The organism is Mesorhizobium sp. WSM4311, assembly GCF_002295115.1.
Taxonomy (GTDB): domain Bacteria; phylum Pseudomonadota; class Alphaproteobacteria; order Rhizobiales; family Rhizobiaceae; genus Mesorhizobium.
This window is the reverse complement of record NZ_NSFV01000006.1, coordinates 55,440-77,133: the sequence shown is the minus strand read 5'-3', so window position 1 is coordinate 77,133 and position 21,694 is coordinate 55,440. Positions and strand designations below refer to the sequence as shown.

Annotated in this window: 23 protein-coding genes; 17 read left to right on the top strand and 6 right to left on the bottom strand. The window is 64.4% G+C overall.

The window, feature by feature from the left end; genetic code table 11:
• Nucleotides 1-91: 91 nt before the first annotated feature.
• The 5 genes from CK226_RS17365 to CK226_RS17345 all read right to left on the bottom strand — a co-directional run bounded on the left by CK226_RS17365 (nucleotide 92) and on the right by CK226_RS17345 (nucleotide 4,346).
• Entirely contained in the window at nucleotides 92-1,705 is a 1,614-nt protein-coding gene (locus CK226_RS17365) for a copper resistance CopC/CopD family protein (RefSeq protein ID WP_179296405.1), read from the bottom strand.
• 76 nt (nucleotides 1,706-1,781) lie between these two features.
• Nucleotides 1,782-2,300, bottom strand: a complete 519-nt coding sequence (locus tag CK226_RS17360) for a YcnI family protein (RefSeq protein WP_095787099.1) — start codon at nucleotides 2,298-2,300, stop codon at nucleotides 1,782-1,784.
• Nucleotides 2,301-2,339: 39 nt separating this feature from the next.
• Nucleotides 2,340-2,879, bottom strand: coding sequence for a copper chaperone PCu(A)C (locus tag CK226_RS17355; protein WP_095772435.1), 540 nt, complete (start codon nucleotides 2,877-2,879; stop codon nucleotides 2,340-2,342).
• A gap of 97 nt (nucleotides 2,880-2,976) precedes the next feature.
• Nucleotides 2,977-3,333: a DUF2946 family protein gene (locus tag CK226_RS17350; protein WP_095787100.1), complete on the bottom strand. Its 357-nt coding sequence runs from the start codon at nucleotides 3,331-3,333 to the stop codon at nucleotides 2,977-2,979.
• A 122-nt stretch (nucleotides 3,334-3,455) separates the two neighbouring features.
• Entirely contained in the window at nucleotides 3,456-4,346 is an 891-nt protein-coding gene (locus tag CK226_RS17345) for a GntR family transcriptional regulator (protein WP_095787101.1), read from the bottom strand.
• A gap of 253 nt (nucleotides 4,347-4,599) precedes the next feature.
• Between CK226_RS17345 and CK226_RS17340 the strand changes: the two genes are divergently transcribed.
• From CK226_RS17340 to CK226_RS17315, 6 genes are all read left to right on the top strand, one after another.
• A complete protein-coding gene (locus tag CK226_RS17340) occupies nucleotides 4,600-6,105 on the top strand; it encodes an altronate dehydratase family protein (protein ID WP_095772432.1) in 1,506 nt (501 codons plus the stop codon).
• A gap of 62 nt (nucleotides 6,106-6,167) precedes the next feature.
• Nucleotides 6,168-7,166 carry an aldo/keto reductase gene (locus tag CK226_RS17335; protein ID WP_095792572.1) on the top strand — a complete coding sequence of 333 codons (999 nt, stop codon included), beginning with the start codon at nucleotides 6,168-6,170 and terminating at the stop codon, nucleotides 7,164-7,166.
• Between the two features lie 330 nt (nucleotides 7,167-7,496).
• A complete protein-coding gene (locus tag CK226_RS17330; RefSeq protein WP_095199574.1) occupies nucleotides 7,497-8,492 on the top strand; it encodes an ABC transporter substrate-binding protein in 996 nt (331 codons plus the stop codon).
• Between the two features lie 153 nt (nucleotides 8,493-8,645).
• Nucleotides 8,646-10,199, top strand: coding sequence for a sugar ABC transporter ATP-binding protein (locus tag CK226_RS17325; RefSeq protein ID WP_095772429.1), 1,554 nt, complete (start codon nucleotides 8,646-8,648; stop codon nucleotides 10,197-10,199).
• Nucleotides 10,196-11,164 carry an ABC transporter permease gene (locus tag CK226_RS17320; protein WP_095772428.1) on the top strand — a complete coding sequence of 323 codons (969 nt, stop codon included), beginning with the start codon at nucleotides 10,196-10,198 and terminating at the stop codon, nucleotides 11,162-11,164. Before CK226_RS17325 ends, CK226_RS17320 begins: the two co-directional genes overlap by 4 nt.
• Before the next feature lie 64 nt (nucleotides 11,165-11,228).
• Nucleotides 11,229-12,245 (top strand): zinc-binding alcohol dehydrogenase family protein, encoded by a 1,017-nt coding sequence (locus tag CK226_RS17315; protein ID WP_095792571.1) that lies wholly within the window; start codon nucleotides 11,229-11,231, stop codon nucleotides 12,243-12,245.
• Nucleotides 12,246-12,260: 15 nt separating this feature from the next.
• Here the strand turns inward: CK226_RS17315 and phnF are convergent, their stop codons facing one another.
• Nucleotides 12,261-13,010, bottom strand: a complete 750-nt coding sequence (gene phnF, locus CK226_RS17310; protein WP_095792570.1) for a phosphonate metabolism transcriptional regulator PhnF — start codon at nucleotides 13,008-13,010, stop codon at nucleotides 12,261-12,263.
• Between the two features lie 120 nt (nucleotides 13,011-13,130).
• Between phnF and phnG the strand changes: the two genes are divergently transcribed.
• From phnG to phnD, 11 genes are all read left to right on the top strand, one after another.
• On the top strand, nucleotides 13,131-13,592 hold the full coding sequence (gene phnG / locus CK226_RS17305) for a phosphonate C-P lyase system protein PhnG (RefSeq protein WP_095792720.1): 462 nt from the start codon (nucleotides 13,131-13,133) through the stop codon (nucleotides 13,590-13,592).
• A complete protein-coding gene (phnH, locus tag CK226_RS17300) occupies nucleotides 13,592-14,203 on the top strand; it encodes a phosphonate C-P lyase system protein PhnH (RefSeq protein ID WP_095787104.1) in 612 nt (203 codons plus the stop codon). Before phnG ends, phnH begins: the two co-directional genes overlap by 1 nt.
• Before the next feature lie 2 nt (nucleotides 14,204-14,205).
• Nucleotides 14,206-15,318: a carbon-phosphorus lyase complex subunit PhnI gene (locus CK226_RS17295; protein WP_095792569.1), complete on the top strand. Its 1,113-nt coding sequence runs from the start codon at nucleotides 14,206-14,208 to the stop codon at nucleotides 15,316-15,318.
• Nucleotides 15,315-15,734, top strand: coding sequence for a FosX/FosE/FosI family fosfomycin resistance hydrolase (gene fosX, locus CK226_RS17290; protein ID WP_095792568.1), 420 nt, complete (start codon nucleotides 15,315-15,317; stop codon nucleotides 15,732-15,734). The genes CK226_RS17295 and fosX overlap by 4 nt, the downstream gene beginning before the upstream one ends.
• The gene (locus CK226_RS17285) at nucleotides 15,731-16,630 is read left to right on the top strand and encodes an alpha-D-ribose 1-methylphosphonate 5-phosphate C-P-lyase PhnJ (protein WP_095772422.1); all 900 of its coding nucleotides are present in this window, start codon (nucleotides 15,731-15,733) and stop codon (nucleotides 16,628-16,630) included. The genes fosX and CK226_RS17285 overlap by 4 nt, the downstream gene beginning before the upstream one ends.
• Entirely contained in the window at nucleotides 16,627-17,403 is a 777-nt protein-coding gene (gene phnK / locus CK226_RS17280) for a phosphonate C-P lyase system protein PhnK (RefSeq protein WP_013892928.1), read from the top strand. Before CK226_RS17285 ends, phnK begins: the two co-directional genes overlap by 4 nt.
• A gap of 2 nt (nucleotides 17,404-17,405) precedes the next feature.
• Nucleotides 17,406-18,113 (top strand): phosphonate C-P lyase system protein PhnL, encoded by a 708-nt coding sequence (phnL, locus tag CK226_RS17275; protein ID WP_095787106.1) that lies wholly within the window; start codon nucleotides 17,406-17,408, stop codon nucleotides 18,111-18,113.
• Nucleotides 18,110-18,727, top strand: coding sequence for a DapH/DapD/GlmU-related protein (locus CK226_RS17270; protein ID WP_095787107.1), 618 nt, complete (start codon nucleotides 18,110-18,112; stop codon nucleotides 18,725-18,727). Before phnL ends, CK226_RS17270 begins: the two co-directional genes overlap by 4 nt.
• An 84-nt stretch (nucleotides 18,728-18,811) precedes the next feature.
• Nucleotides 18,812-19,522: a DUF1868 domain-containing protein gene (locus tag CK226_RS17265; protein WP_095772418.1), complete on the top strand. Its 711-nt coding sequence runs from the start codon at nucleotides 18,812-18,814 to the stop codon at nucleotides 19,520-19,522.
• 224 nt (nucleotides 19,523-19,746) lie between these two features.
• A complete protein-coding gene (gene phnC / locus CK226_RS17260) occupies nucleotides 19,747-20,604 on the top strand; it encodes a phosphonate ABC transporter ATP-binding protein (protein WP_095792567.1) in 858 nt (285 codons plus the stop codon).
• A 148-nt stretch (nucleotides 20,605-20,752) separates the two neighbouring features.
• Entirely contained in the window at nucleotides 20,753-21,661 is a 909-nt protein-coding gene (gene phnD / locus CK226_RS17255; protein ID WP_095792566.1) for a phosphonate ABC transporter substrate-binding protein, read from the top strand.
• The last annotated feature ends 33 nt before the right edge of the window (nucleotides 21,662-21,694 follow it).

Sequence of the window (21,694 nt, the reverse complement as noted above, 5' to 3'; positions counted from 1 at the left end):
TTGACGGGCCTTTCGGGCCGCGTCAACCGCCTCGCCGAATTGTGTTGCGGTTGCACAATGCAGGCCGTTCGACAACAATCACATCTGTCGGCTACGGCCGGACGTCCACAGGCGCTTCGATCTTCACCATCTTGAAATCCGAGACCAGGATGTCGATGCGCACAGTCCAGCGCCCGGGAACCGGAATGACGAGGTTGTCGACACGCCAGCTGCCGTCGCCGGGCTTCGTCGCCGCGCGCTTCAGCGGCTCGATGCCGGAATCGGGCTTCGACAGCACCAGCGTCACCTCCTTGGCGTCAAGCGGCCCGAAATCGCCGGTCATGATGATCATCGAGGCCGCGACAGGCCCGGCATGGCCTGGCGTGATGCTGAGATCTGCCATCGCCTCCAGCGCGTGGATGTGGAGCGAGACCGGCTGCGCCGCCGCGATCGCCAGCGCCCGTGGGGGCGGCGTGAAGCGCCAGCCCGCGGCAACGCCGAAGATCGCCAGCACGATTAGCATTTCGACGCCGATCGAACGGGTGAGCCTGCGCTGCACCTCCGTAGCGCCCGCCTCGGCGGAAGCGGTGAGTTTCCAGCGATTGACCGCGGCCAGCGTGAACAGAAAGACCAGCAGCGCCAACTTGACCAGCAGCAGCCGGCCATAGGCGGTGCCGGCCAGCGCCGAGGGCGTCTGCACCTGAATGACGGCAAGCACGATGCCGGCCGCGGCAAGCACGGCGACCACAGGCAGGATCGCGCAGGAGAACCGGCGCAGGAACGCGACGGCGCCCGGCGTCTGGCGCTTCAGCGCGAGAGCGAGCGGCACCAGCGCGCCGCCCCAGAAGGCAATGCCGATACCGTGTACGAACACCATCGGCCGCGTCAGCCATTGCGGCTCGGCCGCGCTGGCGTGGCCGCTGGCGGCAAGCGCGACGCCGACGCCAAGGAGGCCGGCGAGCGCCAATGGCCTGGCGAGTACACGCGGTCCGGCCAACGAAAGCAAACCGAGCCCCAGCGCGGTCAGGGCGGCCAGCACCGTCCAGCCGAAGGAGGTGCCGAGCCCGGTCCGCCAGATCACCGGCTGCGCCAGATGGGAGAGCGGTGCTCCGAGTGCATCGAGCCCCTGAAAGCCGAGCGACAGGGGTGCCGCCATCAGGCCGCACAGGATCGCGGCCGCGACAAAACGCTGGCCGGCGCGTCCGTTGCCCGCCAGCCAGGCAAGGGCGAAGGCGCCGCCGACACCGAGGAAAAGACCGATGTAGAGAAAGATCTTGCCGATCCAGATCGCCGACCGCGACGGCCAGTCGACCGCTTCGGACACGGCGGGTGGTTCGCTTGGTGCGCCGATCGAAAACAGCAGCGAGCCGCCGACCGGATGGCCGTCGGCGGAAATGACGCGCCAGCTCAGCACATGCGTGCCGGATTTGAGCGCTTGCGGATTGTCGATCTCGAGCGTCTGGTCGGTGAGGCGGAAGGATGTCAGCCCAACCGGCGTGCCGTCGGGTTTCACCAATGTCAGCACCAAGGGCGAAACCGGTTCGCTGAAGGTCAGTGAGAACTGTGCCGGAGCCTGCGCCAGCACGGCGCCGTCGGCCGGGTCGGTCTTGATCAGCGCGGCATGGGCAAAGGCCTGGCTGGTCGAGGCTACGAAGATAACCGCCATGAGCAAGCCCAGCAGTCCGCCGGCAATCCGGCCGACGCGCTTGCTATTGGTATCGACCATCCGGGAAGATGTTACGGTCATGCCAGGCCACGAGGCTGCGGCGCGCTCCGGCAAGCAGAGCGCGCCAGGGGACAAACTATTTCTTCGATGTGAGCTTGATGCCGGGCGCCGGGGTCTCCAGCGCGTCTTCATCCTGCCCTGCCGCCGGGATCTCGATCCAGCGGTCGACGGCATCGCCGCATTCCTGCACCACTGGGAAATAGAGCTTCTGGCCGACGGGCAGATCCGCCGTCAGCGTGGCGCGGAAGATGAACTCGTCATAGAATTCATCCGGCAAATTGCCGCCGCTCCAGTCGACTTCCTTGACGCCGTCGGTCACCGCTTGGCTATAGAGCTGATAGGACTTTTCATATTTGCCCTTCTTGGTCTGCAGCGTCCAGCCGGGTTTCGGCATCGGCTTCACCGCGATCACCCCTTCCGGGATCTGCACGCGCACGGCGGTCGTCGCCTTGCCGTCGCAACCATGCGGCACCCGCAGCGCCGCCTTGTAAGTCGAGCCGACCGCCGCTTCCTGGGTTTCGAGTGTGATATGCGCGGAGGCGGCATTTGTCCCCAAAGCCAGAATCGCCCCGGCCGCCAAAAGATACTTGTTCATGATGGTCCCTCTAGAATTCTGATCGGTACGACGGCCGGTTCAGTCGTTGTCTTCTTGGGGCGCCGCGCTGCCAATGGCCTGCACGGCGAATTTGATCGTCACCGTCCCGGCCTTTTCGAAGGTCAGCGTGGCGGCGAACATCTCGCCTTGCTTGGGTGGCTGCTTCAAATCCATGAACATCACATGATAGCTGCCGGGACCCAAAACGACCTTGCCGCCGGGTGGAATCTCCAGGCCGCCGACAACGGGCCGCATGGTCATGACGCCGTCCTTGACACCCATCTCATGCAGTTCGGCCTTGTCCGAGATGTCGGACGAAATCGACAGCAGCCGGTCCGGTGCGCTGCCGTTGTTTGTAATGGTGAAATAGCCGCCGGCCACCTTGGCGCCCATCGGCGTGGCGCGTGACCAGGGATGGCCGATCTCGATATCGCCGACCTTGAACTCATGCGCCAGGACGGATTGGGCGCCGGCGAGCATGATTGCCAAGGCCACCACGGCAGTGCCGAGACGCTCCTGGACGTGGGACAGAATGCGGCTGAACAGAGTGCCTGCCGCTATGGGGGAAGAATGGGACATGATTGCTCCATGAAGTGATTATCGCGCCGTTGCCGGTCGCGAGCCGTTTGATCTTTGGATGGGTGCGCCCGCGAAAGGTTCCGCCGGGCGAGCAAGCTCAGGCCACCAGTGGCGGCGCGCGCGGATTCGACGGCGAGCGTTCGCGCGCGAAGTCGAGGTGGATGCTCACCGGAAAAACGAAGGCGACCGCTTCGAATGCAAGGCTGGCCAGGGCCAGCCCGGCGTCGGGCGGCGGCGCAAAGGCGGATGAAAACATGCTGCAGCCAAGCGCGCAGCAGGCCGGCAGATGCGACGGGTGCTGGTCACCGCCGGGAAGCTGGGTGGCACCGTCGTGGGTACAGATGACATTGCCGAAGGCGTCGAGCTGCGCGGCATTCGGCCCGGTTACGAAGGCGAACGCGCCGAGCGCCGACTGAAGCAGCAGCAGGCAGGCCGCGACAAGCGCGGTCGGCATGCTCCAGCGTCTCCCCCGGCGGTTCAAGCCATCTGCCTCTTCAAGCAACTCCTGGAAGGATACCTATCATGGCAGCGGCAGGTCGAAAATCGCCAATTCGATGCTGCGGCAACGCGGCGCGATCAGGATTTCTGCAAGGGGATGGAGGTCAACAGCGTCTGGCGCGCCGACTTCAGGTGCTTGCGGCAGGCGGCGTCGACCTTGCCGAGGTCGCGCGATTTGAGCGCCTCGATATAGGCAAGGTGCTCGCCGACCGCGACTTCGTTACGCTCGCGCTCCTGCGCCTTGTTCCACTGGTAGTGGTAATGGAAGATCATGGCGATGACGTCGTAGAAATCGACGATGAAACGGTTGTGCGAGGCCCGGTGGATCAGCCGGTGGAAGCGCTCGTCCAGCTCGGAAAACGCGTTGAAGCGCGTGGCGATCTCTCGTGCCAGCAGACGATGTTCGTCCTCCAGGCGGTCGAGATCGGCCCAAACCGGGCTGTCCTGCGGCAGGGCGGCGAAGGCAGCCGCCGAGCGCAGTTCGAACATCTCGCGGATCTCGGTCAGTTCGAGCGCGAAAGCCCGCGTAAAGCCCTTCAGCACCCAATGGCTGTTGCGGCGCTTCTCGATCAGGCCGAAGCGCGAGAAGCGGATCAGGAACTCGCGCACGCTGGTGGTGCCGACGCCGATCTCGCGCGCCAGTTCAAGCTCGTTGATCTGCATGCCGGCCTCGGCGCCGCCGGCGAGCAGGCGCCGCATGAACGACCGCTCGATGATTTCGGCCAGTGTGTCTGTCTCTTCCTCGGGGAAAAAATCGTCGGGTCGCGGATCGCGCAGCACTGTCTTGGCACGCTTGTTCCAGGCGATCAGCCCGGTCTCCTCCATGCGCGCCAGGATGCTGCGCACGGTCGTGCGGCTGACGCCCAGCAGCGTGCCCAGTTCCGGTTCCGACGGCAGGCTGCGCGTTTCGTCGAGCAGCCTGAGGCACCTGTTATAGGCGTCCTTGTAGACGTTGTTGCTCTTGGACATCCCCTGACCCATTCATGCCGGCGCTTGCGGCGGCCGGCTTGAAGCGCAATATGACGTTCCCACGACCCTGAAAAGCAGGAATTGCTTTCGCCGGGGCACGGTCCATTGTCTGCAGCGCCGCCGCCAGCCAGAGGCGTGCGGAACGCCCGTGAAAAAACAATTGACGCAAAACTGTTTTTTCACGATAAAAGACATTAGCTCTTAACAAGCGCGTGTCAATCCGCGCATCCCAGGATCACCCAGGAAACCGCCCGTGAACGTCTCGAACACCATTCTTCTGTCCCCCGCCGACAATGTCGCCGTTGCCAATGGCCGCATCGAGATCGGCACGGCTCTGCCGGGCGGCGCGCTTGCCACCGCCGTCATCGAGCCCGGCCACAAGGTGGCGATCAAGCCGATTGCTGCCGGTGAAGCCGTGGTCAAATACGCCCAGGCGATCGGCCGCGCCACGCAGGACATCGCACCGGGCGAGCATGTCCATTCGCACAATCTGGTGTTCGAGGCCGGCCGCCTGCCGGTGGTGCCGCCGAGTGAGGCCGAGCATGCGACAGCGGCCGACCGCGCCCGCACCTTCATGGGGTATCGCCGCGCCGATGGCCGCGCCGGCACGCGCAACTTCATCGGCATCATCGCCAGCGTCAATTGCTCGGCCACGGTCTGCCATTCCATCGCCGACACCGCCAACCGGACCTTGCTGCCGAAATATCCCGGCATCGACGGTTTCGTGCCGATCGTCCACGGTCAGGGCTGCGGCATGAGCGGCACTGGCGACGGCATGATGGTGCTGCACCGCACGCTTGCCGGCTATGCCCGCCACCCGAATTTCGGCGGCGTGCTGATGGTCGGCCTGGGATGCGAGGTCAACCAGCTCACCCTCTATGGCCAGAAGGGTGTTGCCGCGGGAAAACGCCATTTCAACATCCAGGACGCCGGCGGGTCGCGCAAATCGGTGGAGAAGGCGATGGCCGTGCTGGCCGAGATCGCCGAGGAAGTCGGTCAGTTGAAGCGCGAGCCAATTCCGGTCAGCGAGATCGTCGTCGGTCTGCAATGCGGCGGCTCGGACGGCATGTCGGGCATCACCGCCAATCCGGCGCTGGGTGCCGCCGTCGATATCCTGGCCGGCGTCGGCGGCATCGGCATCCTCTCCGAGACCACGGAAATCTACGGCGCCGAGCATCTGCTCGCCTATCGCGCGGCAACGCCGGAGATCGCGCAGAAGCTCGACGGTTTCGTGAAGTGGTGGGAAGATCACGTCGCCAAGCATGGCGCCTCGATCGACAACAACCCCTCGCCCGGCAACAAGCGCGGCGGCCTCACCACCATCCTGGAAAAGTCGCTCGGCGCGGTCGCCAAGGGCGGCCAGACGCCGCTCAATGGCGTGTTCGGCTATGCCGAGAAAGTCACCGGCAGCGGACTGGTGTTCATGGACACGCCCGGCTACGACCCGGTCTCGGCCACCGGCCAGGTCGCCGGCGGCGCCAACGTCATTGTCTTCACCACCGGCCGAGGCTCCTGCTTCGGCTGCCGGCCGACACCGTCGATCAAGGTCGCCACCAACTCGACCATGTATCACCAGATGGAAGAGGACATGGACGTCAATTGCGGCGTCATCGCCTCGGGCGAAAAGACCATCGCCGGCATGGGCCGCGAGATCTTCGAACTCATCGTCGAGACGGCTTCCGGCCGCAAGACCAAGAGCGAGGATTTCGGCTATGGCGACAACGAGTTCGTGCCCTGGCATCTCGGCGCGACGCTCTGAATTCAACGCATATGTGGTAGAACTGCCGGGCGGGACAGCGGCCGGCAACGGGGAGGGTTTGCATGGAAAAACGCCGCATCGGCAGCACGGCGCTCGAAGTCACCGAAGTCAGCTTCGGCGGCGCCGCGATCGGCGGCCTTTACCGCGCCTGTTCACGCGAGGCGGCGATGGAGACGCTGCAAGGCGCCTGGGAGGCGGGCCTGCGCTATTTCGACACCGCGCCCTTCTATGGGTTCGGCCTGTCGGAACGCCGCTTCGGCGACTTCCTGCGCTACAAGCCGCGCGAGTCCTACGTGCTGTCCACCAAGGTCGGCCGCCTGTTCCGCCCGGTGCCAGAAGATCAGGTGCCCGACCACTCCTATGTCGATCCGCTGCCCTTCGCGCTCGACTATGACTATTCCTATGACGGCATCATGCGGTCGGTCGACTTCAGCTATGCGCGGCTTGGGCTGAACAAGATCGATATCCTGTATGTGCACGACATCGGCGCCTACACGCATGGCATCGAGAAGACCAAGCTGCACTTTCGCCAGCTGATGGATGGCGGGCTCAAGGCGCTCGAGGAGTTGAAGCGGGCCGGCACGATTTCCGCCTATGGTCTCGGCGTCAACGAAGTCCAGATCTGCCTTGACGTGATGCGCCGGGCGCCGCTTGACTGCATCCTGCTCGCCAGCCGCTATTCCTTGCTCGACCGCAGCGCCGAAGCCGAACTGCTGCCGCTGTGCCGGGCGCAACAGACGTCGCTGGTGATCGGCGGCGTCTTCAACTCCGGCATATTGGCGACCGGGCCGGTGCAAGGCGCGCATTTCGACTACCAGCCCGCCAGCCGCGATATGCTCGATCGGGTCGACGCCATGGAGAAGATCGCCGGCGAAGGCGGTTACCCGCTGGCCGCCGCCGCCTTCCAGTTTCCCCTGCACGAGCCGGTGGTCGCCACCGTACTGACCGGTACCGCCAAACTGGCAAACCTGACACGTAACCTCGAACTGCTCGACATCAACGTGGCGGAGACGGAATACGCCAAATATCGTCCCTACACGGTGGTGCAGGGCCTGGCGTGAAGCCGGCGTCCGCCAGCGTTGACAGGCGAGGCTCGGCTTCACAAATGCGCGACTCCGCGGAAAGAATGAATGTTCCATATTGACTAACAGATGGAATTAATATTCCATGTATTCACGAAACGGGAGCGTTCGGCTGCGTCCAGGGAGGAGGGGCGCGTGATTGTGTCCGTGCCTGACATGGGAATCAGGTGCGAAACACCGCTTGCATCGTCCAGATCGATGCACTATCAAAACAGCGTAAATGTTTTTTATTGATAAAGTTCTGTTTGGGCCACGCCTATCCGAACGGAGCTTCCGTAACGTTCACCGGGCGACTTAGGGAGGTATCCTATGAAATTCGTGACCAGCATTCTCAACCGCCGCGCCGTCATGGCCCTGGCAGCAGCGTCGATGCTCGCCGGCGTCATGCACTCAGCGCCGGTTTCGGCGGCGGATGTGACCATTCCGATCATCGTCAAGGACACCACGTCCTTCTACTGGCAGATCGTGCTCGCCGGCGCCCGCAAGGCCGGCAAGGATCTCGGCGTCAACGTGCCGGAACTCGGCGCCCAGGCTGAAACCGACGTCAACGGCCAGATCTCCATCCTCGAGAACGCCGTCGCCGGCAACCCGGCCGCCGTCGTCATCGCGCCGACCGAAGCCAAGGCGCTCGGCAAGCCGATCGACGAGGCAGCGGCCAAGGTCAAGGTCATCGGCATCGACTCCGGCGCCGACTCCAAGGCCTTCACCTCGTTCCTGACCACCGACAACGTCCAGGGCGGCCGCGTCGCCGCGGACGGTCTTGCGGCAGCCATCGGCGCGGCCAATGGCGGCAAGGTCGAAGGCAAGGTTGCCCTGATCACCGCACTGCCTGGCGCCGGCTCGCTCGAGCAGCGCGCCCAGGGCTTCAAGGAACAGCTCAAGGCCAAGTATCCAGGCCTCGAACTGATCGCCGACAAATATGCCGACGGCCAGGCCACCACCGGCCTCAACATCGCGACCGACCTGATCACCGCCAATCCGGACCTGAAGGGCATCTTCGCCTCCAACCTGATCATGGCGCAGGGCGTCGGCCAGGCGATCGCCGAGAACAAGCTTGCCGGCAAGGTCGGCCTGATCGGCTTCGACAGCGACGAGAAGCTGATCAAGTTCCTGAATGACGGCGTCATTTCCGGCCTCGTCGTCCAGGATCCCTACCGGATGGGCTATGACGGCATCAAGACCGCGCTCGCCGCTTCGAAGGGCGAGAAGGTCGAGGCCAATGTCGACACTGGCGCCAACCTTGTCACCAAGGCCAACATGAAGGATCCCAAGATCGACGCGCTGCTCAATCCGAAGCTCAACTAAGCCTCGGTTGAGACGCACTGTTTCCGGGGCCTCGTGCCCCGGAAACGACAGCGACGTCGTTTGGAAATAGGGCAACCTGGGCTAGGTTGCCCTGGCAGGCATTTCGAAGCCCGCCGCGGGCCCAGATCGTGAGGCCAATCAGGGAGGATTGTCATGACATCGACGGCTCAAGACCTGCACCCCGCCCCTGTGCTGGAGCCTGGCAGGACGATCCTCGAACTGCGCGGCCTCGAAAAGAAATATCCCGGCACCCATGCGCTGAAGCCGGTGACGCTGGCCTTCAAGTCGGGCGAAATCCACGCCATCGTCGGCGAGAACGGTGCCGGCAAATCCACTCTGATCAAGCTTCTCACCGGCGTCATGCCGCGCACCTCCGGCGAGGTCATCTGGGAGGGCAATCCGGCGGCGCTGGCGACCCCGCATGAGGCGATGGCGCTCGGCATCAACGCCGTGCACCAGGAAGTCGTGCTCTGCCGTCATTTGACGGTCGCCGCCAACATGTTCCTCGGCGAGGAGAATTCGCGCTTCGGCATCCTGCAGCAGCGCGTCATGGTCAAGGAAGCGCAGAAGATCATCGACGATCTCGGCTTCGACCTGCCGGCGCATGTCATGCTCGGCGACCTCACCATCGGCCAGCAGCAGCTGATCGCCGCCGCCCGCGCCACCGTGCGCGGCACCAAATTCCTGATCTTCGATGAGCCGACCGCCTACCTGACCCGCAAGGAGGCCGACCAGCTCTTCACGCTGATCCGTCGGCTGAAGTCCGAGGGCGTGACCATCATCTACATCAGCCACCGCATGGAGGAGGTCTTCGAGCTCGCCGATCGCGTCTCCGTGCTGCGCGACGGCACGCTGGTCGGCACCAGAAACATCGCCGAGACCAACGATGCCGAACTGGTCAAGCTGATGATCAACCGCTCGATCGAGCAGGTCTATCACAAGGAGCACTTCACGCCGGGTGCCGCGATCGTGGAGACCAGGAACCTGTCGGGCAAGGGCTTCGAAAATGTCTCGATGACCGTCCGCGCCGGCGAGATCGTCGGGCTCTACGGGCTGATCGGCGCCGGGCGCAGCGAATTCGTCACCACGCTCTACGGCCGCCATCGCAAATCGGCCGGCCAGATCCTGTGGGAAGGCAAGCCGGTTCAGGTCAATTCGGAGCACGATGCGATCAGGCTCGGCATGGCGCTGGCGCCGGAAAGCCGCCGCGACCAGGGCCTTTGCCTCAATTTGCCGGTTGGCCTCAATCTCAACCTGCCGATCTACAAGCGCATCTCCAAAAACCTGTTGATCTCCGGCGCGCAGGAGAAGGCCCAGGCCGACCGCCAGATCGCCGATCTCCGCATCAAGACGCCGACACGCCATGCGCTGGCCTCCAGCCTGTCGGGCGGCAACCAGCAGAAGATCGTCATCGGCAAATGGCTGGCGCATGGCGCCAAGCTGTTCATTTTCGACGAGCCGACAGTCGGCGTCGATGTCGGCACCAAGGCCGAAATCTACCGCCTGTTCGGCGCGCTCTTGTCGAAGGGCGCCGGCATCATCCTGATCTCGTCCTACCTGCCGGAAGTCTATGAGCTGGCCGACACGCTGCATGTGTTCCGCCGCGGCAAGCTGGTGGCGACACACGGATTCCGCACCGCCGATCACGAGGAAATTCTCACACAGGCGCTCGCCGAGAAACAAGAAAAGCTGGGAGGAAAGATATGAGCACCGAGGCGATCCCTGCCGAAAAATCCAAGCGCAATTACAACGCCCTGTTCGGGCTGACGCTGCTGGCGCTGCTGGTGCTGCTCTGGGTCATCCTGTCGCTGTCGACATCGAGCTTCGCCTCGGCCAACAACATCTCGAACCTTTTGCGTCAGGGTTCAATGATCGCCATCCTGGCGGTCGGCCAGACCTTCGTCATCATCACCGGCGGCATCGATCTGTCCGTCGGCGCTGTGGTCGGCTTTGCCACCGTCATTGCCGCGATGCTGATCAACGCCGGCATACCGGTCTTCCTCGCCATCGCGATCACGCTGCTGGTCGGCGTTGCCATCGGCCTGTTCCACGGCTTCGGCATCGTCAAGATGGGCCTGCCGCCCTTCATCATCACGCTGGCGACGCTGACCTCGCTGCGCGGCATCGGCCTTCTGATGACCAACGGCAACTCGATCTCCATCAACAATGACGCCTTCCAGGAATTCTCGCGCAACTCCTTCCTCGGCGTGCCCAATCTGTTCTGGATGGTTATCCTGGTCGGCATTCCGGCCTACATTTTCCTGCATCACAGCCGCTGGGGCCGCTACCTCTTCTCGGTCGGCTCGAATGCCGAGGCCTCGCGCCTCTCCGGCGTCAATGTCCAGCGCACCATCTACATGGCCTACACGCTGTCGGGCCTGTGCGCGGCTTTTGTCGGCGTGCTCCTGGCCTCGCGCATCGGCATCGGCAACCCGACCCAGGCCGAGGGCTGGGAACTGCAGGCGATCGCGTCCTCGGTCATCGGCGGCACCTCGCTGTTCGGTGCGGTCGGCTCGGTGCATGGCCCGCTGCTCGGCGCCTTCATTCTCGCCACCATCAACAACGGCGCCAACCTGCTCAACGTCAACGCCTTCTGGCAGCGCATCATCACTGGCGTGCTGATCATCGTCATCGTCTATTTCGACGGTCTGCGCCGCCGCGGCGGCAAGTGACCATTGCTGAAATCGATCTCCGGCCCGGCGTGAAGACAGGTCGGAAAGCCAATCGGACTGAGACATGAAAGCCGTTATCTGCCGCTCGCCCGGGGAACTCATCCTGGAAGACCGCCCCGCGCCCGGCGCGCCCCCTGCCGGCTGGGCGCTGGTCGCGGTCAGCCATGTCGGCATCTGTGGCACCGACTACCACATTTTCGAAGGCAAGCACCCGTTCCTCGCCTACCCCCGCATCATGGGCCATGAAGTCTCCGGCACCGTCATCGAGACCGGCGAGGGCGTCGATCTTGCCGTCGGCGAACCGGTCGTCATCAACCCTTACCTCTCCTGCGGCAAGTGCATCGCCTGCCGGCACGGCAAACCGAATTGCTGCGTCAAGATCGAGGTCTTGGGCGTCCATCGCGACGGCGCCATGTGCGAACGCATTCTTGTCCCGGCGCAGAATCTCTATCCGGCCAATGGCCTGTCGCTGGCCGACGCAGCCGCCGTCGAATTCCTGGCCATCGGCGCGCACGCGGTACGTCGCGCCCGTGCCGATCCCGGCGCTCGCGCTCTGGTCATCGGCGCCGGCCCGATCGGGCTCGGCAACGCCATCTTCGCCCGCATTGCCGGGCTCGACGTGACGCTGCTCGACATGAGCAGTGAACGTCTCGTTTTCGCCGAAAACGAACTTGGCTTCAGGATCCTCGACGGCTCGCGCGGAGCGGTGCCGGATCTGGTCAAGGAAGCGACATCGGGCGAAGGCTTCGACCTGGTCTTCGACGCCACCGGCAACACCCGGTCGGTGCAGTCGGCTTTCGCCCACGTCGCGCATGGCGGCACACTGGTGCTGGTCAGCGTCGTCAAGGACGACATCGTCTTCTCCGACCCTGAATTCCACAAACGCGAAATGACGCTGGTCGGCAGCCGCAATGCACTGCGTGCCGATTTCGATCATGTCGCAGACTCGATCCGCAACGGCGCCGTGCCCTTGGCCAAGCTGGTCACCCACCGCACGACGCTGGCCGATACGCCGAGCGATCTCGCCCGCTGGGCGCATGAGAAATCCGGCCTGATCAAGGCCGTGATCGAGATCGGATAGTCGGCAGGGTTCGGCTCACAGCGCCGACAGTTTGAGCTCGACCCGCTCCGCCGGAAAGCGCGACTCGGAGAACTGGATCGGCTGACCGTCCGGCGTGATGTTGACGGCCACCGTGACCAGCACGATGGCGCCTGGCTGCAGGTCGAGGTCGGCGAGATCGGCCGCATCGGCATGGCGTGCCGACAGCACGGTCGATTGCCTGAGATAATCGTCTATGCCGAAGCGGGCCAGCGACGCGGTGATCGAGCCAGTCTCAGCCATCGCCTTGTCGATGCCGGCAAAGCGCCTGGCATCGAACCAGCCAGCAGCGCGTGACACAGGCCGTCCATCGGCCTCACCGCGTGTCTCCAGCCGGATCACCTCGGCGCCCTTGGCAAGGCCAAGCCCTTCGGCGACACGCGGGCTGGCCGGCTCGACCGACGAGGCAAGCAGCACGATGTGCCGTTCCGAGGTTTGTCCCTGCAGGCCCGTTGAAAAGCGTGTGCGCGCCCCGATCGGATAGGACAGCCGCTTGCGAGACAATACGAAGGTGCCACGCCCCTGCTCGGCCCGCAGCACACCTTCCTGCACAAGCGCCGATATGGCGCTGCGCACCGTGTGGCGATTGACGCCATAGCGCTCGGCGAGCGCCACCTCCGGCGGCAGCGCGGCATTCTCGGCGAAATCGCCGGTGGCGATCGCCTGCAGGATCTTGTCGGCGATCTGCCGCCACAGCGAGACGCCGCTGCGCCGTTCAATACTGTCGGCTTCCTGTCGCCCGATCATGAGTTGGCCCCTGCCTTCCGTCCCCTGTCATCCACTCGTCATGGACTCGCGCTAGGTAATATGTATAATTTGTATAGTTGTCTATATCAATAGACAAATTAGCGAAGAGGAATGCTGCCGATGCGAGGACAGGAAGCCCGCGACCAGGCCGGACGCAAAGCCGCGATGGCGACCCTGGCGCAATCGAGCGGCGACGATATCGTCCGGCTCTGGAACGGAGCCGGCCTGCCGTCGCAGGCCGAACTGCTGCGCGGTCCCGAGACCGGGCTGGTGACGCTGCGCGGTCGCATCGGCGGCGGCGGCGCGCCGTTCAATGTCGGCGAGGCGACCGTCACCCGCGCCACTGTCCGGCTGCCGTCCGGACAGGTGGGCCATTGCTACGCGCTTGGCCGCGACAAGCAGAAGGCGAAGCTGGCGGCGATCGCCGACGCGCTCTGGCAGGACCCTGCCCGCCGCGCCGAGGTCGAGACCAGGCTGATCGCGCCTTTGAGGTCGGCGCTCGCCGCTGCCCAGGAAAAACGCCGCGCCGAGACAGCGGCAACGAAAGTGGATTTCTTCACCATGGTTCGCGGAGAAGACTGATGGATATCGCAGCACAATCGATCGAGGGCGGCTTTGCCGATCCGGTGTTCAACGCCCAGACGGTGTTTCGCGCGGTCATGGACGCGATGGCGCGGCCGGGCAGCGTGCAGCCTCTGTCGGCCCTGGCCCGCCCGCCGGCGCCGCTCTCGCCAACCGCTGGCGCCGTGGCACTGGCGCTGTGCGACAACGACACGCCGCTCTGGCTCGACCCGGCCCTGCACGCCTCCGCCGCGATCGGCTCCTGGCTTGGTTTCCACACCGGCGCGCCGCTGGCCAACACGCCTGCCGACGCGCATTTCGCCTTTGTCGCCACGCCGGCCGAGATGATGGCGCTCGACGGCTTTGCGCAGGGAACGCAGGATTATCCCGACAGGTCGACCACCCTGATCCTGCAGGTCAGCGACCTCGTTTCAGGCACTCCGTTGCTGCTGGAGGGTCCCGGCATCGAAATCAGCGCCACGATCGCGCCGGCGCAGATGCCGCGTCATTTCATCGAGCAGTGGAAGCAGAATATCCAGCGCTTTCCGCGCGGCGTCGACATCATCCTCGCCACATCAGAAGGCGTAGCCTGCCTGCCGCGCACGACGCGCATCAAGACGATGGAGGCTTGAAGATGTATGTCGCGGTAAAAGGCGGTGAAGCCGCAATCGCCAATGCCCACAGCCTGCTCGCCGATCGCCGGCGCGGCGACCGTTCGGTGCCGGCACTGCGCCTCGACCAGATTGTCGAACAGCTGGCGCTCGGCGTCGACCGGGTGATGAGCGAAGGCTCGCTCTACGACCGTGAACTCGCGGCACTCGCCATCGTCCAGGCGCGCGGCGACATGATCGAGGCGATCTTCCTGGTGCGCGCCTATCGCACCACGCTGCCGCGCTTCGGCTACACCAAGCCGATCGACACCGGCGCCATGCTGGTCGAACGGCGCGTCTCGGCGACCTACAAGGATCTGCCAGGCGGCCAGTTGCTCGGGCCGACCTTCGACTACACGCACCGGCTGCTCGACCCCGAACTTGCCGCCGGCGCCGGTGTCGCCGAACCCTTGCGGCGCGAGACGGAAGCGCAGGCCATGCCGCGCGTCTCGGCGATCCTCGCCCGCGAAGGCCTGATCGAACCGGATGGCCAGATGCCGCAGGACCATGTGCCCGGCGACATCACCCGCGAGCCGCTGGAATTCCCGATGGCGCGCGACATCCGCCTGCAGGCGCTGTCGCGTGGCGACGAGGGTTTTCTCCTGGCGCTCGGCTATTCCACCCAGCGCGGCTATGCCCGCAACCATCCCTTCGTCGGCGAAATCCGCATCGGCGAGGTCGAGCTGGAACTCGATGTCCCCGAACTGCCCTTCGCAGCACCGCTCGGCACGGTGCGGGTCACGGAGTGCCAGATGGTCAACCAGTTCAAGGGCTCGGCCAAGGCGCCGCCGCAGTTCACCCGGGGCTACGGCCTGGTCTTCGGCCAGAGCGAGCGCAAGGCGATGGCCATGGCGCTCTGCGACCGCGCCCTGCGCGCCTCCGAGCTCGGCGAGGACATCATCGCCGCCGCCCAGGACGAGGAGTTCGTCATCTCCCATTCCGACAACGTCCAGGCAACCGGCTTCGTCGAACACCTGAAGCTGCCGCACTATGTCGACTTCCAGGCCGAACTCGACCTCGTGCGCCGCATGCGCGCCGAATATGAGGCCCGCGAAAACCCCGCGAGGGTCGACGAGAAGCGGGAGGCCGCGGAATGATCGAAGGCCTGTCCCACATGACCTTCATCGCTCGCGACCTCGAGCGGATGACAAGGATACTCGAGGGCGTCTTCGACGCGCGCGAGGTCTATGCCAGCGACACCGAGCAGTTCTCGCTGTCACGCGAAAAATTCTTCCTGATCGGCGACATCTGGATCGCCATCATGCAAGGCGAGAAGCTTAACGAACGCAGCTACAACCACATTGCCTTCAAGATCGATGACGCCGATTTCGACCGCTACGCCGAGCGCGTCGGCAAGCTAGGCCTCGACATGCGCCCGCCGCGCCCACGCGTCGAGGGCGAAGGCCGCTCGATCTATTTCTACGACGACGACAACCACATGTTCGAACTGCACACCGGCACGCTCACCGAGCGGCTGGCGCGCTATGCCAAAGGACTTGAGGTCGCATCATGACCGATATCGCCACCTACAACTTCGCCTATCTCGACGAGCAGACCAAAAGGATGATCCGCCGGGCGATCCTCAAGGGCATCGCCATCCCAGGCTATCAGGTGCCGTTCGCCTCGCGCGAAATGCCGATGCCCTATGGCTGGGGCACCGGCGGCGTCCAGGTCACCGCCTCGATCATCGGCCCCGATGACGTGCTGAAGGTCATCGACCAGGGCGCCGACGACACCACCAATGCGGTGTCGATCCGCGCCTTCTTCAAGAAAGTCGCCAATGTCGCTGTCACCACCGACACAGCCAGCGCCACCATCATCCAGACCCGCCACCGCATCCCCGAACATCCGCTGACCGCGGGCCAGGTGCTGGTCTATCAGGTGCCGATCCCCGAGCCGCTGCGCTTCCTCGAACCGCGCGAGACGGAAACGCGCAAGATGCATGCGCTGGAGGAGTATGGCCTCATGCATGTGAAGCTCTACGAGGACATCGCCAAACACGGCCGCATCGCCACCACCTATGCCTATCCGGTCAAGGTCGAGGGCCGCTATGTGATGGACCCCTCGCCGACGCCGAAATTCGACAATCCCAAAATGCACCGCTCGCCGGCCTTGCAGCTGTTCGGCGCCGGCCGCGAGAAGCGCATCTATGCGGTGCCGCCCTTCACCGATGTCGTCAGCCTCGACTTCGAGGACCATCCGTTCGAGGTGCAGACCTTCGACCAACCCTGCGCACTTTGCGCGGCCGAGAATGTCTATCTCGACGAGGTCATCCTCGACGATCATGGCGGCCACATGTTTGTCTGCTCCGACACCGACCATTGCGAGAAGCGGCGTGAAGAGGGCCATCGCGGCCATCTTGCTCCGGAAATCCATCTCGCTTCCGAAAAAATGGAGCCCGCACAATGACCGACGAACCGCTGCTGCGCGTCTCGGCGCTCTCCAAATTCTACGGTTCGCGCGTCGGCTGCGACAACGTCTCCTTCGACCTGTGGCCGGGCGAGGTCCTGGCGGTCGTCGGCGAATCCGGCTCCGGCAAGACGACGCTGCTCAATTGCCTGTCGACGCGGCTCTTACCGTCGTCGGGCACCGCCAGCTACCGCATGCGCGACGGCCAGTTCCGCGAGCTCTACCGCATGAGCGAGGCCGAGCGTCGCTTCCTGATGCGCACCGACTGGGGCTTTGTCCACCAGAACCCGGCCGACGGCCTGCGCATGACGGTGTCTGCCGGCGCCAATGTCGGCGAACGGCTGATGGCGGTCGGCGACCGCCATTATGGCAAGATCCGCGCCACGGCCGTCGACTGGCTGTCGCGCGTCGAGATCGAGCAAGACCGTATCGACGACGAGCCACGTGCCTTTTCCGGTGGCATGCGCCAGCGCCTGCAGATCGCCCGCAACCTCGTCACCGGCCCAAGGCTGGTGTTCATGGACGAGCCGACCGGCGGTCTCGACGTCTCGGTGCAGGCGCGCTTGCTTGATCTCTTGCGCGGGCTGGTCACCGATCTCGGCCTCGCGGCCATCGTCGTCACCCACGATCTCGCGGTGGCGCGCCTGCTGTCGCAGCGCATGATGGTGATGAAGGACGGCCGCGTCGTCGAAAGCGGCCTCACCGACCGCGTGCTGGACGATCCGCGCGCGCCCTACACGCAGCTTCTCGTTTCTTCCATTTTGCAGGTGTAACGATGCCAACCCCGCTCGTTGTTTCCGACGTCGCAAAAAGCTTCACCATGCATCTGCGCGACGGCATCAAACTGCCCGTTATCGCCGGTGTCTCGTTCTCGATCAAGGCAGGAGAATGCACCGTGCTCGGCGGCCCGTCCGGGGCCGGCAAGAGCTCGATCCTGAAAATGCTCTACGGCAACTATGCCGTCGACGAGGGGCAGATCATCGTCAGCCACGAGGGCGGACTGATCGATCTTGCCAACGCCAGCCCACGCACCGTGCTTGCCGTTCGCCGGCAAACGATCGGCTATGTCAGCCAGTTCCTGCGCACCGTGCCGCGCGTCTCGGCGCTCGATGTCGTCGCCGAGCCGCTGGTCGAGCGCGGCGAGGACCGCGAGGCCGCCAGAGGCAAGGCGCGCGCCCTGCTGTCGCAGCTTAACCTGCCGGAAAAACTCTGGGCGCTGCCGCCGGCGACCTTCTCCGGCGGCGAGCAGCAGCGCGTCAACATCGCGCGCGGCTTCATCACCGAGCATCCTATCCTGCTGCTCGACGAGCCGACCGCCTCGCTCGATGCCACCAACCGCGACGTGGTGATCGAACTCATCGCCGCCAAGAAGGCGGCGGGCGTCGCCCTGCTCGGTATCTTCCACGATCATGATGTGCGCGAGGCCGTTGCCGACCGCATCATCGACGTCACCGCTTTTGCTCCAGGAAAACTCGCCGCATGACCAGGAAATTGTCGGAGACGCCGCTGGTCCATCCGACGGCGGAGGTGCACAATTCGACGCTTGGCCGCTGGACCGAGATCGCCGACCGCAGCCGGGTTTCGGAAAGCGAACTCGGCGACTATTCCTACATGATGCAGGATTGCTCTGTCTGGTGCGCGACGATCGGCAAGTTCGCCAATATCGCGGCAAGCGTGCGCCTCAACGCCACCAACCACCCGACCTGGCGGCCGACGCTGCATCACTTCACCTACCGCGCCTCGGACTATTGGGACGACGCCGAGCATGAGAGCGAGTTCTTCGCCCAGCGCCGCGCCAAGCGCGTCACCGTTGGTCACGACACCTGGCTCGGTCATGGTTCGACCGTCCTGCCGGGCGTCACCGTCGGCGATGGCGCGGCGGTTGGCGCCGGGGCGGTTGTCTCGAAGGATGTCGCGCCCTACACCATCGTCGCCGGCGTGCCGGCCAAGCCGATCCGCGAGCGCTTCGACCGCCGCACCGCCGAACGCTACCAGGCGCTTGCCTGGTGGGACTGGGACCACGTGCGGCTGCGCGCTTCGCTCGATGATTTTCGCGAACTGTCGGCGGAGGCCTTCCTGGAGAAATACGAGGGATAGCTCCTCACATCATCGTCATTAAGGGGCTTGTTCATATCCCTGACACAGGACTCGGACAGGACGCCATCTCCCAAGGAGATTGCCATGCTCGACACCGTCAGACCCTCGCTCGCCGGATTCTTTGCCGGCTCCAACCCGACCCCGCCGGCGCATCTCGGCACGCGCTACGACACCTCGGGCAATTTCCTGACCGAGCCCGGCAACACCGTTGTCAGCCATCTCGTCAGCGGCTCGCCCTCCGAGGCCGTGGTGCTTGCGGTGCGCGAGAAGATGCTGGCGATGCCCGACGCCGACCGGCTCGCCTTCACGCCCATTTCCAGCCTGCATATGACGCTGTTCCAGGGCATCATCGAATATCGTCGCCGCTTGCCTTACTGGCCGCAGGACGTACCGCTCGACACCAGCATTGACGCCATGACCCGCCTCTATCTGGAGCGCCTTAAGGGCTTCGAGGGCTTCGGTCCTTTCAACATCAAGGTGATCGAAATCGTGCCCACCGGTCTCACCGTGGCCGGCGCGACCGACGAGGACGTGCGCATCATGCGTCAATGGCGCGATGCGTTGGCGGTGCCGTTCGGCTATCGGCACCCCGATCATGACGCCTACGTCTTCCACATCACCTTTGCCTATCAGATCCAGCGCCTCGCCTCCGATCGCGCCGCCGCGTGGCAGGCTCTGTTCGACGATTGCCTGGCGCTTTTCGCAAGGCAGGCTCCGACAATCGAGATCAAGGCGCCCGCCTTCTGCGCCTTCCGCGACATGAAGCACTTCGAGGAATTGCTGGTGCTCGGCTGATCGCCGACAAGGCGCCAATGCAGTCGCCCGAAAGTGGCCCCGGGAGAACGACATGCATAAAGCCAAAGACCTGGAGCGCGTCGCATGAATTCGTTTCAGCGACGCGCTTCGGCCGTCGCGCCTGTGGAGCGTAACAAAACTGACATGCTGGCGACATGGCAGGTTCATGTGGCTGCGTTAGGCGAGTGCCTGACGATCAACAAGGTCGGGACTGGAACCTGCTCATGTCAGCAAGCTCTGCCACGCTCGAAATCCGCGGCGTCAGCCGACGATTTGGCAAGAACACAGCCGTCAGCGACGTCAATATCTCGATCCCGCAAGGTCAGATGGTTGGCGTCATCGGCCGTTCGGGCGCCGGCAAATCGACCCTTCTTCGCATGATCAACCGTCTTGTCGACCCCAGCCAGGGGTCGATTTTTTTTGACGGCGCCGAGGTCTCCCGGCTGCACGGCTCGCCGCTGCGGCGCTGGCAGCGCGATTGCGCCATGATCTTCCAGCAGTTCAACCTGGTGCCGCGCCTCGACGTGCTGACCAACGTCCTACTCGGCAAATTGAACCACCGTTCGACCCTGTCCAACCTTCTCGGCATGTTCTCGCGTGCCGAATGCGCCGAGGCGGTCGCCGCGCTCGAGCGGCTCGACATAGCCCGCACCGCGCTTCAGCCCGCCGGCACCTTGTCTGGCGGACAGCAGCAGCGTGTCGCCATCGCCCGCGCCATGATGCAGCAGCCCAAAGTGATCCTCGCCGACGAGCCGATCGCCTCGCTCGACCCGCTCAACGCCAAGGTGGTGATGGATTCGCTGCAGGACATCAATCTGCGCGAGGGCATCACCGTCGTCACCAACCTGCACACGCTCGACACCGCCCGCGCCTATTGCAACCGCATTATCGGCATGGCCGCCGGCAAGGTCGTCTTCGACGGCCCGCCGGAAGAGCTCAACCGTGAGGCCGTGCGCGTCGTCTATGGCGCCGACAGCAATGGCGCAGAGATATCGGAGGCCATCACCTCCACCAGCGTTGCCTTCAAGCAGAAGATCGCAGCATCCGCCGGACCGCTCGAACCCGCATTCCCGGGTTACTGAGCCCATGATCCCGAAAAGTGGAATCCGGTTTTCGGGAAAGATCATGGGCCGAGAAAGGGCGGTTGGGATCGTCCGCCCGCGTCAAGGGCACTTGTCAAGATCAAGAACGCTGCCGGCGCGGGGCCGGAACTTACAGGAGAGACATCAAATGTTCAGGAAGATGGTTTTCAGCGCCGTTTCGGTGCTCGCCATGGCAACCAGCATGGCCCACGCCGCCGACATGAAGGAATTCCGCGTCGGCATTCTGGGCGGTGAAAACGAGACCGACCGGCTGCGCAACTACCAGTGCCTGGCCGATCATCTGAAGGCCGAATTCGGCTTCGAGAAGGTCTCGCTGTTTCCTGCCGCCGACTATGACGGCGTCATCCAGGGCCTGCTCGGCGGCACGCTCGACTTCGCCGAACTCGGCGCATCCGGCTACGCCAGCGTCTATCTCAAGGACCCGAAGGCGGTGACCCCGATCCTCACCACCAAGCAGACCGACGGTTCCACCGGTTATCATTCGATCGGCCTGGCTCTGAAGACCTCGGGCATCACCGACATCAAGTCGGCCAAGGGCAAGAAGCTCGGCTACGCCGATCCGGACTCCACCTCGGGCTACCTGATCCCGCTGACCCAGATTCCGAAGGAAACCGGCGCCTCGAACGAGGCCTTCTTCGCTTCGACCCAGTTCAACGGCGGCCATGAGAACAACATCCTGGCCGTGCGCGACGGCAAGGTCGATGTCGCGGTCGATGATTCCTCCGGCATCGGCGACTTCAAGAACGGCTTCACCTCCGGCACTTTCCACAAGGTCGTCGCCAAGGGCGCCGTCGACCCGAACGACTTCGTCGAAGTCTGGCGCTCGGGCCTGATCCCGAACGGCCCGCTGGTCGTGCGCACCGCGCTCGGCGAGGAGATGACCGCCAAGCTCGCTGCCTTCTTCACCGAGTTGCCGAAGAAGGACAAGGCTTGCTTCGAGGGCGTCGAAGGTGGCGATTTCACCGGCTACGTTCCGGTCAAGCCGGACTTCTACAACGTCATCGTCGAAGCTCGTAAGGCAGCCATCGGCGGCTAACGGCGAAATCGAAAAGGGCGGTGTCAAACACCG